General features: G+C 68.9%; 12 protein-coding genes and 1 pseudogene. 5 read left to right on the top strand and 8 right to left on the bottom strand.

The annotated features are described in order from the left end of the window. Window positions 1-157 precede the first annotated feature (157 nt). Window positions 158-484: a hypothetical protein gene (locus OG490_RS28115; protein ID WP_330299051.1), complete on the top strand. Its 327-nt coding sequence runs from the start codon at window positions 158-160 to the stop codon at window positions 482-484. Then, window positions 484-1,230: a nucleotidyl transferase AbiEii/AbiGii toxin family protein gene (locus tag OG490_RS28110; RefSeq protein WP_330299050.1), complete on the top strand. Its 747-nt coding sequence runs from the start codon at window positions 484-486 to the stop codon at window positions 1,228-1,230. The genes OG490_RS28115 and OG490_RS28110 overlap by 1 nt, the downstream gene beginning before the upstream one ends. A gap of 176 nt (window positions 1,231-1,406) precedes the next feature. On the opposite strand, the pseudogene OG490_RS28105 reads toward OG490_RS28110, so the two are convergent. Beyond that, a pseudogene (locus OG490_RS28105) lies at window positions 1,407-2,309 on the bottom strand (nitrilase-related carbon-nitrogen hydrolase). A gap of 220 nt (window positions 2,310-2,529) precedes the next feature. Here OG490_RS28105 and OG490_RS28100 point away from each other — a divergent pair. After that, window positions 2,530-2,907, top strand: coding sequence for a hypothetical protein (locus OG490_RS28100; protein ID WP_330299049.1), 378 nt, complete (start codon window positions 2,530-2,532; stop codon window positions 2,905-2,907). Between the two features lie 652 nt (window positions 2,908-3,559). On the opposite strand, the gene OG490_RS28095 is transcribed toward OG490_RS28100, so the two are convergent. From OG490_RS28095 to OG490_RS28070, 6 genes are all read right to left on the bottom strand, one after another. Further along, window positions 3,560-4,573, bottom strand: a complete 1,014-nt coding sequence (locus tag OG490_RS28095) for a hemolysin family protein (protein ID WP_330299048.1) — start codon at window positions 4,571-4,573, stop codon at window positions 3,560-3,562. Beyond that, window positions 4,570-5,910 (bottom strand): hemolysin family protein, encoded by a 1,341-nt coding sequence (locus OG490_RS28090; RefSeq protein WP_330299047.1) that lies wholly within the window; start codon window positions 5,908-5,910, stop codon window positions 4,570-4,572. The genes OG490_RS28095 and OG490_RS28090 overlap by 4 nt, the downstream gene beginning before the upstream one ends. Before the next feature lie 328 nt (window positions 5,911-6,238). After that, window positions 6,239-6,931 carry a Pr6Pr family membrane protein gene (locus OG490_RS28085; RefSeq protein ID WP_330299046.1) on the bottom strand — a complete coding sequence of 231 codons (693 nt, stop codon included), beginning with the start codon at window positions 6,929-6,931 and terminating at the stop codon, window positions 6,239-6,241. A gap of 192 nt (window positions 6,932-7,123) precedes the next feature. Next, window positions 7,124-8,521, bottom strand: a complete 1,398-nt coding sequence (locus tag OG490_RS28080; protein WP_330299045.1) for a D-alanyl-D-alanine carboxypeptidase family protein — start codon at window positions 8,519-8,521, stop codon at window positions 7,124-7,126. A gap of 128 nt (window positions 8,522-8,649) precedes the next feature. Beyond that, window positions 8,650-10,122: a peptidoglycan D,D-transpeptidase FtsI family protein gene (locus tag OG490_RS28075; protein WP_330299044.1), complete on the bottom strand. Its 1,473-nt coding sequence runs from the start codon at window positions 10,120-10,122 to the stop codon at window positions 8,650-8,652. Then, complete coding sequence (locus tag OG490_RS28070; RefSeq protein WP_330299043.1) at window positions 10,119-10,421, bottom strand: hypothetical protein; 303 nt, start codon at window positions 10,419-10,421, stop codon at window positions 10,119-10,121. Before OG490_RS28070 ends, OG490_RS28075 begins: the two co-directional genes overlap by 4 nt. 184 nt (window positions 10,422-10,605) lie before the next feature. On the opposite strand from OG490_RS28070, the gene OG490_RS28065 reads away from it, so the two are divergent. Then, entirely contained in the window at window positions 10,606-11,538 is a 933-nt protein-coding gene (locus tag OG490_RS28065) for a LysR family transcriptional regulator (protein ID WP_330299042.1), read from the top strand. Then, entirely contained in the window at window positions 11,535-12,407 is an 873-nt protein-coding gene (locus tag OG490_RS28060; protein WP_443065886.1) for a serine hydrolase, read from the top strand. Before OG490_RS28065 ends, OG490_RS28060 begins: the two co-directional genes overlap by 4 nt. Before the next feature lie 57 nt (window positions 12,408-12,464). Here OG490_RS28060 and OG490_RS28055 read toward each other — a convergent pair whose 3' ends face one another. Beyond that, a complete protein-coding gene (locus OG490_RS28055) occupies window positions 12,465-13,316 on the bottom strand; it encodes a hypothetical protein (RefSeq protein ID WP_330301098.1) in 852 nt (283 codons plus the stop codon). Window positions 13,317-13,917: the final 601 nt, after the last annotated feature.

Raw genomic sequence — 13,917 nt, 5'->3', positions numbered from 1 at the left:
TCGGCGGTACTCCCAGGAATCGCCCGGGCCTGGCACGGTTAGATGCCTGGAACACGGAGGCGGGCGTGCCACGCGCCCCGCCTCGGCCGACTCCCGGAAGCGCCGCCATCGCGGGTATGCGTACCGCGGGGCCCCGGTTTCGGGCATGCTGGTGAGCATGAGCAGCAGGTACGCACAGCTTCGGCCGTATACCCTGCCGGGCTCGCTCGGGGAGCTGAGCGGGCCGGCGGACGGCGTTGTGGTTCTGCCCCGGCACCTGGACTGGGGCCCCCACTACGAGTACGACCTGGCTGACGACGCCGACGTGGTGCTGATGTACGAGCGGGTGATCCGGGAGGCTCAGACGCCCGGTGACCTGCACGCCCACCTGAATGCCGACGTGCTGCGGAGCCACTGGCGGGCCTTGTTCCTGCCCGGCCCGGCGAGAGCAGCTTGGGAAGCCCACTTTCCCGAGCTCGCCAGTGCATCGGCGGCGGCCGCGTAGTGGAAGATCTGCACCATCGGCTCATCCGCATCGGCCTGGAAGCGCTCGCCGAGGACTTCGGCTACCGGCTCGCTGGCGGGTACGCCGTCCAGGCTCATCATCTCGTCAGCCGGGTCAGTGACGACGTCGACCTGTTCACCCCGATCGAACGCGCCGAGGGAGAGCTTCCTCAGGCGATCGCTCGCCTCGTCGAGGCGTACCGCACGGCTGGGTACCTGGTGCAGGTCACCCAGCAGGCGCAGGTGTACGCGCGCCTACACGTCACCGATCCGACCTCCGGCGCCCAGTCGAAGGTGGAACTGGTCGGCGATCTGCTGCACCACCCGCCGGTCGAATCGGACCTCGGCCCGGTCCTCCACCTCGACGACCTCGCCGCCGCCAAGACCGGGGCTCTGTTCGGCCGCGCCGAGGTCCGGGACGCCATCGACGTCAACGCGCTGCTGAAGGTCGGCTACACCAGAGCTCGGCTGCTCGAACTCGCTGCACAGAACGAGGCCGAACCCAGTCTCGACGAGTACGTGTCCGCCCTCGCCCGCGTCCAGCACCACACCGACAAACAGTTCGCCGCATACGGCCTCGGTGCCCCCGCCGCAGACGCCATCCGCGAGGAGTTCGCGGCCTGGCACGGCGAGCTCACCGATCGAATCAGCGCCGACGGCGCGGCAACTCGCTCGCCGCAGGGTGAGCCACCCACGGCCTCACCGACACGGGCCGAAAGTCCACTCCCTAAGAGGTCGCACAGATAGGTGAACCGGCAGCAGTCGCAGAGGTGCCCCTGCCCATCACGTAGGCGTGACGTTCTGTGATCGCCTGGCGGGCTGCGTTGATAGTGGCCAGTTGGATCTCCCGACTGGCGGCCGGCGAGGGGGTATCTGGCCGTCAGTGGTCATGCTGTGTAGCGCGGAGGGTGGCGCGTTCTGTGTCACCCTCGCTGCGATACCGGGAGTGGTCTCAGCTCGCAGGCTTCAGGGCTGGGTTGAGGGCGAGGCGGTTGTCGGTGTGGCGGTGGCCTTCGGGGCTGAAGGGCGGCACGGTGGCGGGGAGGCAGTCGGCGATGAGCAGGGTGTCGTGGTGGCGGTCTTCGGCGGTGGCGGCGACGAGGGGTTCGCCGTTGGGGGCCCAGACGCCTGAGTTGCCCTGGTACTGCCAGGCGCAGGCGGGGACCTGTTCCCAGCCGCGGCGGTTTGGCGTAGGCGATGAACAGGCGCCAGATGCTGGCCATGGCGGGGATGATGTGGCGGGTGGCGTCCTGGTAGGGGGCCTGGCTCATGGTGCCGTCGGCCAGGCGGAAGTGCCCGTCGGCGGCGGTGGGCCCGAAGATGATCCGGGCGCCATGGGCCAGGTACTGGTACAGGGGCGGGAACTCGCACTCGTAGTAGTTGAGTACGCCCACCGCGATGCCGTTCAGGTTGGCCACGGGCGGCAGGTCCTGCCCGAGGGAGTAGTTGCGCCGCTCTGCGGCCCCGTACAGGTGGGTCTTGCGGTAGTTCGTCGCCACCAGCCTGTCGGCTGCGATCAGGCTGACTGATCGAGTCGTAGAAGTCGCTTCCGTCGCGTTCGGGATAGGGCAGGACCACAGTCAGGTTGTTCTCCTTGGCTGCCTGCCTGCCAGCCGGGCGCGCTCGACCGAGGGGCCATCGCGGTGCTTGGCCAGTTGGCGGCACTGCTCGGGGTCGATGGCGTAGCCGGTGGTGTGCTTCTCCGGGAACACCACCACCTGGCAGCCGTAGTCCGCCGCCAGCGCGGTCACCTCGACCAGGCGCTCCAGGTTCTGCTCCACCGCCTGGCGGCTGCCGACCGGGCCCTGTCCCTGGTACAGGGCCACCCTCAGCCCTCCACCGAAAGCGGGCGCCGTGCGCGAAGCGGTGGAACAGGGTCTCCCCGCGACACCGCAAGCTCTGAGCAGCCCAGCGTCAGACCCACCGAGCAACCCACCCGGAAGACTTGACGACCCCAGATCTGGGCACCGTAAGTTCTTTGTAAGATCATTTACGACCACCCGGGGGCATTGCCCCATCCCTGCGAAATGCGAGGTCAAAGCCACCATGAAGAACATCAAGCACAAAATCGGGGCCCTGATAGTCAGCGGCTCCCTGAGCATCGCAACCATCGCCCTGACCGCACCGGCCGCTCACGCCAACACCGGCGACATTCTGGTCCAGCAGTACGACGCCGCAGGCCAGCTCGTCTCAACCCAGGACTACCTGGTTGCCAACCTCCTCGCCCCAAAGACGATCCACGACCCCATCACCAACAGCGCTGTGACAGACATCAAAATAACGAACCTCACGCTGCAGCCAATTACCGCCAAGCTCGAAAGCACCAACACTTCCACCACAATCACCCCGGGGAAGGACACTTGGCTACTCAGGAACACGACCCTGCAGGACCTCATCGACCTCATCAGCCCTCCAACCCTGTAGACACCGGATACCCCCTGGGCAACAAGGATCAGTAGGGCCTGCGAGCACATCTCCCCCAAAGAGCAACCTGGCTATGTCGATGACGAGTGACGTCGAATATCACTCACCACAACAGGCACCACATCAGCGACGAAGTCGGTTACAGCCACCCTCCAATCTGACTGGCCAGAGGGTGGCTGTTCCTTGTGACGTTCGCCAGCACCTGAAAAAGATGCCTCCGGCGGCCCTCCGGGGCCCACCCTTCGGAGAGTGTGTGGTCCGGGCGGTGATCTTGCGGGAGACGACGCGGACGGGCTGGGTCATGAGCAGGAGATCCCTTGGTGAAGGGCGGTCCAGGTGACCGCCGCTCCAGCAAGAACGATTCAGCACGCCACCGGACACCAATGATCCCCATGCGGCCTGACCGGGACGAACCGGCCGAGACAAGCACGAGCCGCCCTCAGCGATCGACCCCCACCCCGATCACAGGGGGGGGTGACTTCTCTGCCGGACATCATGCGTCTCATCCACGCACCCGACGAACACACCCAGATCAGCGACCTGATGTTCGGCGGGAAGTGCCTGCTCGACGCGGTCCTGAGACTCGCGAGGTGAAAGGCTCCTGCGCCACCATCACCATCGGCCCCGGCAGGACGTGTGACGCCGTCGTCGGTCAGGCGGTCTGGCCTACGAGCTCTTCGAGGACGTCTTCCATGGTGACGAATCCGATGACCGACCCGCCGGCGTCCGTGACGGCGGCGAGGTGGGTGCCGGCGTCGCGCATGGCGTTCATCGTGTCGTCCAGCGGGGTCCCTTGGCCGACCTCGGTGACGGTGCGCAGGGCGGAGGCGGGGAAGGGTGCCGTGCGATCGGTGACGCCGAGGACGTCCTTGATGTGGAGGAAGCCCATGGTCTCGTCCCCGGGTCCTGTCACGACCAGGCGGGAGAAGCCGTGGTCGGCCGCTGTGCGCTCCAGGGCACGCGGGGTGATGCCGTAGGGGACGGTGACGAACTCCTCGCGGCGGATCATGATCTCGCCGACGGGTCGCGTGCCGAGTGCGAGTGCGTCCCGCAGGCGTTCGCCGCCTTCGGGGGCGAGGAGGCCGGCTTCGCTGGAGTCCGTGACCAGGCGGGCCAGTTCCTCGTCGGTGAAGACCGATCCGACCTCGCCCTTCGGCTCTACCTTCAGCAGTCTCAGCAGCATGTTGGCGAAGGCGTCGATGCCGAAAACGAACGGCCTCAGTGCCTGGGTGACTGCGACCAGCGGCGGGCCGAGCAGCAGCGCGGTGGGCGCCGGGGCGGCGAGCGCGATGTTCTTCGGGACCATCTCGCCGATCAGCATGTGCAGGTAGGTCGCCGCGGCGAGGGCGATGATGAACGCGATGGGGTGGATCAGCGCGCTGGGGACGCCGATGGCTTCGAAGGGGGGTTCGAGCAGGTGGGCGATGGCCGGCTCGGCGACCGCGCCGAGGACCAGGGAGGAGACGGTGATGCCGAGTTGGGCGGTGGCCATCATGGCGGAGATGTGTTCCAGGGCCCACAGGGTCTTCTTGGCCCGCCGGTTGCCCTTGCGGGCGGCCGGTTCGATCTGGCTGCGGCGGACCGAGATCAGGGCGAATTCGGCGGCGACGAAGAAGGCGTTGGTGATCAGGGTGAGGGCGCCGATCAGCAATTGGACGGTGGTCATCGGTTCCCCTCCCGGGAGTCGGCCTCGTCGGCACGAGCGGCGGGCGCCGTGACCGTGACGCGGTTGGCGCGGTGGTGGTCCGTGTCGAGGACCGTGAGTTCCCAGCCGTCGACGGTGACGGTGTCACCCTCGACGGGGATGCGTTCCAGGCGTGTGGAGATCAAGCCTGCGAGCGTCTCGTAGGGGCCTGCGGGGACGGTGAAGCCGATGTGTTCCAGCTCGTCGAGGCGGACGCGTCCGTCGACCTCCCACATCGTGCGGCCGCCTTGATCCGGCCCTTCGATGAGGTCGGGGATTTCGATCGGGTCGTGCTCGTCGCGGACCTCGCCGACGACTTCTTCGATGACGTCCTCGACGGTCGCCACGCCGGCGGTGCCGCCGTACTCGTCGATGACCACGGCCATCGTGCGGGCCTTGCGCAGCCGGACGAGCAGCGTGTCCGCGGGGAGGGAGTGCGGCACCAGGAGCGCCGAGGTCATCAGCTCGGACACCGGGGTGGCCGTGCGCCGGTCCTCGTCGAGCGCGAGGACGTCGCGGATGTGGACGGTGCCGACCACGCGGTCCAGGGAGTCGCGGTAGACGGGGAACCGGGACAGGCCGGTGGCCAGCGTCAGGTTCGCGGCATCCGCCGCGGAGGCGTGGAGTTCCAGGGCCTGGACGTCGATCCGCGAGGTCATCACGTTCTCGGCGGTCAGCTCGGCCAGGTGCAGGGTACGGACGAACAGCTCGGCCGAGTCGGCCTCGATCGCGCCGGCGCGGGCCGAGTGACGGGCCAAGGCGATGAGTTCCTCCGGCGTGCGCGCGGAGGCCAGCTCCTCGGCCGGCTCCAGGCCGAAGCGGCGTACCAGGCGGTTCGCGGTGTTGTTCAGATGCCTGATCAGCGGCCCGAAGGCGGCCGTGAAGGCGCGCTGGGGACCGGCTACGACCTTCGCGACGGCCAGCGGGCGCGCGATCGCCCAGTTCTTCGGGACGAGCTCACCCACGACCATCAGGACCACGGTGGAAAGGGCGACGCCCAGCAGGGTCGCGGTGGTGGAGACGGCCCCGGCGGGCAGTCCGACCGCTTCCAGAGGACCTCGCAGGAGTGCGGATACGGAGGGCTCCGCGAGCATGCCGATCACCAGCGCGGCCACCGTGATGCCGAGCTGGGCACCGGACAGCTGGAACGTCAGCTGCTTGGCCGCCTTCAGGGCGCTTTCGGCGCCGCGCTCACCGGCCGCGGCAGAGCGTTCGAGCTCGCCGCGCTCGACGGTGGTGAGGGAGAACTCGGCGGCGACGAACACCGCACACGCCAGCGTCAGCGCCAGAGCGAGGAGGAGCAGCAGGACTTCCGTCACCGTGCCACCCCCGCCGTCGGCTGGATACTCCACGGGCAGGACATGGCACGGCATGGACTGGGAGGTTCACCCATTGCGGGTCTTGAACTCCATTCGCTTCTCGTCGGACTTCGGACGGTCCGGTCTACTGCTTGGCTACGTACAAGTATCCGCAATGGAATCGTAAAGAGACAGTAAATTGTCCACCTGTCCGGACAGCGGGGTTCCGCCCCGTGGGGGGCCTCGGCGCCGCCGCGGGCCGGGATCGACCATACGGGGCCGCCCGGCCCTCCGGGCCGAGCCACGGCGACGTAATGGTCAGCAAAGGCCCGAGGCCGGTCCCGTCCTCTCAGTCCGCTCGCTGTGCGGGAGAGACGGCCTCCTTGGTCTGCAGTCGCTTGTCCAGCCAGGCCGCGCCCGCGGCGAGGGCGACAAACAGCAGCCCGATCCAGACCCCGTTGATGATCACCTTCAGGTAGCCCAGCGCCTCCACGTTGGCGAACGGGTAGGGGTACCAGTCCGAGGAGAGCGGGCCGCGGATGATCGTGAAGAGCATGTAGGCGAGCGGGAAGAGGACCGTCAGCTTCACGATCCTCGGCGAGGTGAGGCCGCGCGGGCCGAACGCCAGCCATCCCACGACGGCCATGATCGGCACCACGAAGTGCTTCAGCCTGTCGGCGGCCAGCGCCCAGCTGTCCAACTCGAGCAGGTCGCCGAGTGCGACGTGGAAGACGATGCCGGTGACCGAGATCGCGACCAAGCCGGCCAGCCTGAAGACCCGGAACACCGTCGAGGGCCTGTTCGGGTTGATGGCGAGCAGCAAGCAGGTGACGCCCACGATCAGGTTCGACTGGACGGTGAAGAAGGCGAAGTCGTTCAGAGCACGCCCCAGGGGGCTGCCCCCGAATTTTTCATACGACTCACCGGTCGCGGCCACCACGGGCATGTGGTTCTGCCACGACAGCACCACCCCAATGATCACGCCGACGGCGACGCACGCCGCAGTCGCGGCAAACCAGGCACGGGCCCACTTCTTATCCATGATCGAACACGATCCCCTCCACGCCAGTACCACGGTTGGTACGCCCGACGGATTTCGCAGGCTGCGGCAACCGCCGATGATCCCTGACAAAAGCCCCGAATCCAAACACCTGTCCGTGCCGGCCGGCCACACGCGACGTGCCGCACCGAAAGCATCGCGGGCGTCGGACTGAGACTGCTTACGGCCGGGATGTCATCCCAGGCGCGTCAGCTTCGACATGAAGGACGGTTCGGGAAGGTCTTCCTGGAGAGCGACCGGGATCCCCATGGAGTCGGGCCCACTGCCCGCCGTGAGCGTGCCCACCTCGGTGCCGGCCTTGGCCCTGTGTGGAACGGTCCTGCCGCCGCCGGTGATCCGCAGCTCCGACTCCTGCCCCGGTACCCCGATGACTTCGAGGTCCTCGGTGGCGACGAGTGGGGTCAGGCCGCCAAGTCCGTCGTCGAGATGGCCGACGACCTGCCCCTTCCTGACGGCGACCGCGGATGTCAGCGCGTCGCGGACCGCCTCGATGACCTTCTTGCTGTTGTCCTTGACCAGGACGAGGCTGTTGGCGCCGTTGCGGTCCGGGCCCTCGACGCGCTGGTCCAGCATCGTGCCGAGGACCAACAACGTCTTGTCGCCAACGGTCTTGTACGCCGCCCACATCAGCGCGCCGCCTGCCGCCGTATTGGATCCGGTCTTGATGCCCTTGATGCTCAGATCGGCGAGCAGGAGATTGTCGTTGTTGTTGTAGATCGGCTCGGGCAGGCCGTCGATGGCGGCGTTCGGCATCGCGACGATCGGCCGGAAGGCGTCGAACTTCATCACCGCCTCGGCCAGCTTGAGCTGGTCGACGGCGGTGCTCACCGTCTTCGCGTCCAGACCGCTGGGATCGGTGTACGTGGTGTCCTTCATGCCGAGCGCCTTGGCGGCGTCGTTCATCTTCCGCACGAACCCGGTCTCGTCGGTGCTCCCAGCATCCCAGCGGGCAAGCAGCCGGGCGATGTTGTTGCCCGACGGGATCATCAGCATCTTGAGCATGTCCTGCTGGCTGAACTTCATGCCGGCCGTCAGGCCTTCGACACGCGACTCGTCCTCGGACATGCCGTCCTTCACGGCCTTGGCGTCGACCTCGATCATCGGCCCCGGCTCGTCCTTCTTGAGCGGATGCTCTTGGAGGAGCACGTACGCCGTCATCACCTTGGCGACACTCGCGATCGGCACAGGCTTCTGCTCTCCGAACGTGCCGAGGTTGCCTACGCCCTGCACATGGACGGCACCCTGGCCCTTCTCGGGCCACGGGATGCCGAACTGCCCGCCGAAGGTGTAGGAGGACATGGCAGCGCCGAGTTTGAGGGCCGGTGACGGCAGCGGCCGGACCGTCTGCACGGTGAGGAAGACCAGGAGCAGGAGGACAGGCGTCCAGATCTTGAACCGGCGCGCGCCGGGACGGGACGGGGACTCGGGCGTCTCGCCACTCTCATCGGCCGGGGCTTCGCCTCCAGGGCGCGGCGGCTGCTCAGCCGGGGCGTCGACAGGCTCGCTTTCGCTGCTGTCCTGCTGAGGATCGCCCTCCCGGGAGGGCGTGGGGCGGGGATCATGTTCGCTCACCGATGCCTCCTCCTCCGAAGGCCGCTTCTGTTCCGTTTCATCGGGGGACCCGACCGTCATTGATATCTCCTCCATTGCCGCAATGCCGTCGGCGCACGGCCGCCCCAGCGGCTGTACGCGCACGAGGTCTACTTCTTGAGCACCGCTTCCATGACCGCCTTCGCGATGGGAGCTCCCAGGCGGCCGCCCGCGATGTCGGAGCGGGAGATGTCCATGTCAGCCGGGTCGATGAAGACCGCCACGGCCACCGGGGAGGTGCCGTCGCTCTGTTTGGCGTAGGACACGAACCAGGCGTACGGACGCTCGTCGCGGACGTCGGTACCGTGCTGGGCGGTGCCGGGCTTGCCGCCGACCACGACACCGTCGATCTTCACCTTGCTGCCCGTACCGTCGCTCACCGTGTACTCCATCATTTCCTGCACCTTCCTCGCGGTGCCGGGCGAGACGGCCTGGTTCAGCTCCTCTGGCCGGGTCCTCTCGATCAACGACAGGTCGGGGCCGCGCAGTTCGTCCACCATGTACGGCTTCATCACCTTGCCGTCGTTGGCGAGCCCGGCGGTGACCATGGCCATCTGCAGCGGCGTGGTGGTCACGCTGCCCTGGCCCATACCGGTCAGGGCGGTCTGCGGCTTGTCCAGCTCGGCCGGATAGCCACTCGCGGCCGTGCGTACCGGGGTGAACTGCTCCTTGTTGAAGCCGAACTTCTCCGCCGTCTCGCGCATCCTGTCCTTGCCGGTCCGGTGCGCGGCGTCCAGGAAGATGTTGTTGCACGACCACTGCATGCCGGTCTTCATCGAGACCTTGTCGCACTGGGAGTTGGGGACCACATTGCCGATCTCCGTCGAGCTGAGCGGAAGCCGGTACGGAGCCGGGACGCCCGAGGGGGCATTGATGTCGGCGAGCACACCGTGTTCGAGAGCGGCCGCCGCCGTGAGGATCTTGAAGGTCGAGCCGGGCGGATAGCTTTCGCGGATCGCCCGGTTGCTCAGCGGCTTCGCCTCGTCCTGGTCCAGCCTCGTGAATTCCTCACCCTCCTCGCGCGAGTTGCCGGCGAAGACGGAGGGGTCGTAGGACGGCGTGCTGGCCATCGCGAGGATCTTGCCGGTGCCCGGGTCGAGGGCGACCACCGCGCCCTTGGCACCGAGGTCCGTCAGCCCCTTGTAGGCGGCCTGCTGCGCCTTCGGATCGATCGTGGTGATGACATCGCCGCCGCGCGCCTTCTTTCCGGTCAGCCTGTCTACAGGCCCCGTGGCGAGCCTGACGTCCTTGCCGCTGAGCACGTCCTTGTGCACACCTTCCAGGAAGGTCGCGCCCTGAGCCTGCGAGAAATAGCCGGTGATCGGCGCGTACATCGGGCCGTCCTTGAAGACCCGCTTGTACTTGAGGTCCGAGCCGGGGGTCTCCTCGGAGCCGGTGATGGCTTCACCGCCGACGATGATGTCGCCGCGCGGCTGGGCGAATGCCTCGATCAGAACCCGCCGGTTGTGCGGGTCCTCGGCCAGGGACTCACCCCGGACGGCCTGCACCCACGTCACCCGCACGAGCAGGGCCATCACCAACAACCCGCAGAAGACCGCCACATGCCCCAATGTCCTGTTCATCGCCCCCGTCCTCCGGAAGTGGTCGTGCCGGTGTCTCCGGTGCGGGCGGTCCGGGCGGCGAAGAAGTCGAGAAGGGTGTCGGTGGCGTCCAGGGAAGTGCTGGTGCGGCCGAAGCGCGCGGGCACGGTGACGGACGAGCCGGGCCGGTGCAGCAGGTGCGTCCGGGTTGCGCCGTCCACCAGCAGCTGCTCCTGGGTGTCGGCAGCGGCAGTCGGCTGGCCGCCTCGGCGGAAGCTGCCGACCGGAGTCGGCGAGGAGGGCGCGTCAGCGGCCCTGGTGCAGCCGGCGCTGAGGGCCAAGCCGGGTGCCAGAGCTCCGGAGGAAGGGGGCACGCGGCGTCGGCGAAGCAGGGAGGAGTGCAAGGGCATGCCATGACAAGAGCAGCCCAATCGGCCGTATGTCCAATTTTCATATCGACGTCCGATTGATTCATTTAAGATATCATTGCTGCTTGTGGACCTGATCCGGCACTTGGAGTGCTTTGTGACTGTTGCGGAAGAGTCACACTTCGGCCGTGCCGCAACGCGCCTGGGCATCGCCCAGCCACCCCTGTCCCAGCGCATCCAGCGCCTGGAGCGCGAGCTGGGCGTGCGCCTCTTCGAGCGCACCAGCCGCCACGTGACCATCACCAAGGCCGGAACGCTGCTGCTGGACGAGGCCCGCGAGCTGATCGCCCGCTCCGAGGCGCTGAAGGCCACCGCCCTGCGCATCCGCAAGGGCGAGAGCGGGCTGCTGCGCGCGGCGCTGCCGCCCGATATCGCGGGCGAAACCGTCGCCGCGATCCTGGCGGACTTCCAGCGCCTCCACCCTGGTGTGACGCTGGAACTGCACGAGCTGTCCACCGCCCAGCAACTCGACCAGTTGGCCTCGCACGACCTGGACGTCGGGCTGGTCCATCACCCCTGCGACGTCTCCGGCCTCGAACTGGGCCCGGTCCTGCGCCGCGAGCTGGGTGTGCTGCTGCGGCGCGACGCACCGGCGGCCACGCTCGCGGAGGTCCCGCTCGCCGCCCTCACCGGGTACGACCTGATCCTCTTCCACCGCAGCGGTGCTCCCGCGCTGCACGACGACGTGCTGACCACCTGCGCCCGCAACGGCTACACCCCCGCCACCGTGCGGCACGGCCAGGGCGCCAGCTTCATCCGCGGCCTGATCCTCTCGACGAACGCCGTCGCCTTCAGCCCGAGGGACGCCCACCCCGCGCACACCGCCGACCAGGACCCGGACATCACCTGGCGTCCCCTCGCGGGCCTCGCCCTGACCTGGCGCCACTCCGTCGCCTGGCCCCAAGGACGCAGCGACGCGGCCGTCAGCGCCTTCGCCGAAGCGGCCACACGCGCTCTGCGCGGCACCGCTGCCGCGAGCGCCGAGCCGCCCCCTCTCCATCTACGCCCGGCAGCGGAGTTCTGGCTGTGACCAACACCCTCACTCGCATCCGCGAGGCATTCGCCGAAGCCGGCGTCACCGGCCGGCTGCACGCCCTCGACATCGACTCGGGTGCGGAGATCGACATCGGCGGCGACCACCCGGTCGTCAGCGCCAGCGTGCACAAACTCTGCCTGCTCCTCGCTCTCTACGAACACGCCGCGGCGGGACGCCTGGACCTCACCGAGCAGGTCGAATGCCCTCCGGCCAACCGCATCGCCGGCCCCACCGGCCTCTCCGCCATGCTCGACCCCGTCCGCATGTCCCTGCGCGACGCCGCCTATCTGATGATGGCGGTCAGCGACAACACCGCCGCCGACCTCCTCCTGGAGCGGATCGGCCTGGACGCCGTCAACGACACCACGGCCCGCCTCGGCATGGCTCGCACGCACGCGACCCAGACCTTCCGACAGCTCCTCGACACCATCAGGGAAGACGCGGGCCCCGGTGGCGCGCAGGCCCTCGCCGACCCCCACGTCATCGCGCGCCTCAGAGCCCTCGACCCGGGCCGCACCAACCACAGCACCCCGCGCGACATGACCCGCCTGCTCAGCGCCGTCTGGCGCGACGAAGCCTGCGCCCCCGAACACGGCGCCGCGATCCGCCGTCTCCTCGGCCTGCAGGTTTGGCCCCACCGCATGGCCTCCGGATTCCCCTTCGACGACGTCCACGTCGCCGGCAAGACCGGCAGCCTGCCTACCGTACGCAACGAGGTCGGCGTCATCGAGTACCCCGACGGTGGCCGCTACGCCGTCGCCGTCTTCACCCGCGCGGCCAACACCGCGGCCACCCTCCCCCGAGCCGACGCCGTCATCGGCACCACTGCCCGCCTCGCCGTCGACAGCCTGCGCGCCCCGTAGCCCAAGTTCGACTCCGTACGCCCCGCCGTCCCGAAACCGCGCTGCCCCGCCTGGGGGTCATGTTGGCCGAGATCGGCGAACGGTGTGCGGAGGACCGCGCTCCGCGCAGTGGGTGTTCACCCGGGCAGGGTCCAGGTCCAGTTCGGCGCAGTAGGCCAGTACTTGGGCGGCGAAGGGTTCGTTGCCGGCGACGGTGTCGATGTCGGCGAGGGCCAGGCCGGCCCGGTCCAGGGCGGTACGGGTGGCGGTGACGGGGGCGGGGCCTTCGGTTTCGCGGGTGGCGGCGGAGACCCCGGTGGCCAGGATCCTGGCGAGGGGGGTGTGGCCGCGGGCGCGGGCGTAGGTGTCGGACATGACCACGAGAGCGGCGGCGCCGTCGGAGAGCGGGGCGCTGTTGTCGACGGTGACGCGTCCGTCGGGTCGGAAGCGGGGCGGCAGTTGGGCCAGGGTGGCGGTGGTGACTCCGGTGCGGGGGCGGTCGTCGAGGGTGGCGGTGGCGCCGTCCGGGGCCTTGACGGGGACGAGGTCGCCCAGGGGGAAGCCCTCGGCCAGGGCCTGCTGGGTGAGCCGGTGGGAGCGGGCCGCGTAGGCGTCCATTTCGGCGCGGGTGATGTCGTACACATCGGCGACGTTCTCGGCGGCCAGCCCGACGGGGGTGTACGGGTCGGGCAGCGCGTGCTGCTCACGCGGGTCGGACCAGGGGGCGGCTCCGGCGGCCGATCGCGTGAGGGTGCGTTCCCTGGCCTCGTCGAAGGCCGGGTTCTCGGTGCCGGGCCAGGCGTCAGAGCTGCCGTGGGCGAGGCGGGACTGCGACTCCACCCTGGCGGCGATCACGACGTCCGCGTCGCCGCAGCGGACGGCCTGCGCCGCCATGCGAACAGCCTGGAGCGAGGAGGTGCAGAACCGCACGTGGATCACTTGAGGCGGCGCTAACGGGTTCCGCCGCCGGGGAGCTGCGGAAGGTAGGCGCAGGGTGACGCCATGTCATCGCCGCCATCCCGGACCTGGTCTACGATCCGCGGCATTGACGTGGCATCACCCTGTTCCAAGCCCGGCAGGAGTGCAGCGCCCCACTGTCAGCGGCATCCCGCCCGCCTCGACCCGGCCGCCGACACCGAGGAGGTGGACGGCGCGGCGCGGCCTGCTGACGGCCGGCAGAACGCACCGCCGCCCACCACAAGGCCCTGGAAGGGACCGGGTGGTGCAGCCCTGCTAGTTTCTCGACGTGATCTCCCTGCGCCCACAGGTCGCCGGCCCAGTGGCCGCCCCTGGTGGACCGGGGGCCGTTCGGCGCCGGACGCAATGCGCCGACCGGCCCGGCTGTCCCTGGCCTCCCGTCAGGTGGTCGGGAGTGGGGGCCTGTAGGGCGGTTGTACCCTGATCGTCGCCGTGATCGTTCCGGACCATGGGCGGCCGGCCCGGGCCTGGCAGTAGGGGTGGCCACCGTGGGGCGGGGCTGGTACTTCCCTGCGCCCCCTAGGGAGTTGGGACGGGTGGCAGGTGGCCGGCG

The organism is Streptomyces sp. NBC_00503 (assembly GCF_036346895.1).
Lineage (GTDB): Bacteria > Actinomycetota > Actinomycetes > Streptomycetales > Streptomycetaceae > Streptomyces.
The sequence above is the reverse complement of the archived record's forward strand: the minus strand, read 5'-3'. Positions and strand labels throughout refer to the sequence as shown.

Coding starts and splice junctions, on each gene's coding strand:
- OG490_RS28115 (WP_330299051.1), top strand. CDS start 158: ATGAGCAGCAGGTACGCACAGCTTCGGCCGTATACCCTGCCGGGCTCG.
- OG490_RS28100 (WP_330299049.1), top strand. CDS start 2,530: ATGAAGAACATCAAGCACAAAATCGGGGCCCTGATAGTCAGCGGCTCC.
- OG490_RS28095 (WP_330299048.1), bottom strand. CDS start 4,573: ATGACCACCGTCCAATTGCTGATCGGCGCCCTCACCCTGATCACCAAC.
- OG490_RS28085 (WP_330299046.1), bottom strand. CDS start 6,931: ATGGATAAGAAGTGGGCCCGTGCCTGGTTTGCCGCGACTGCGGCGTGC.
- OG490_RS28075 (WP_330299044.1), bottom strand. CDS start 10,122: ATGAACAGGACATTGGGGCATGTGGCGGTCTTCTGCGGGTTGTTGGTG.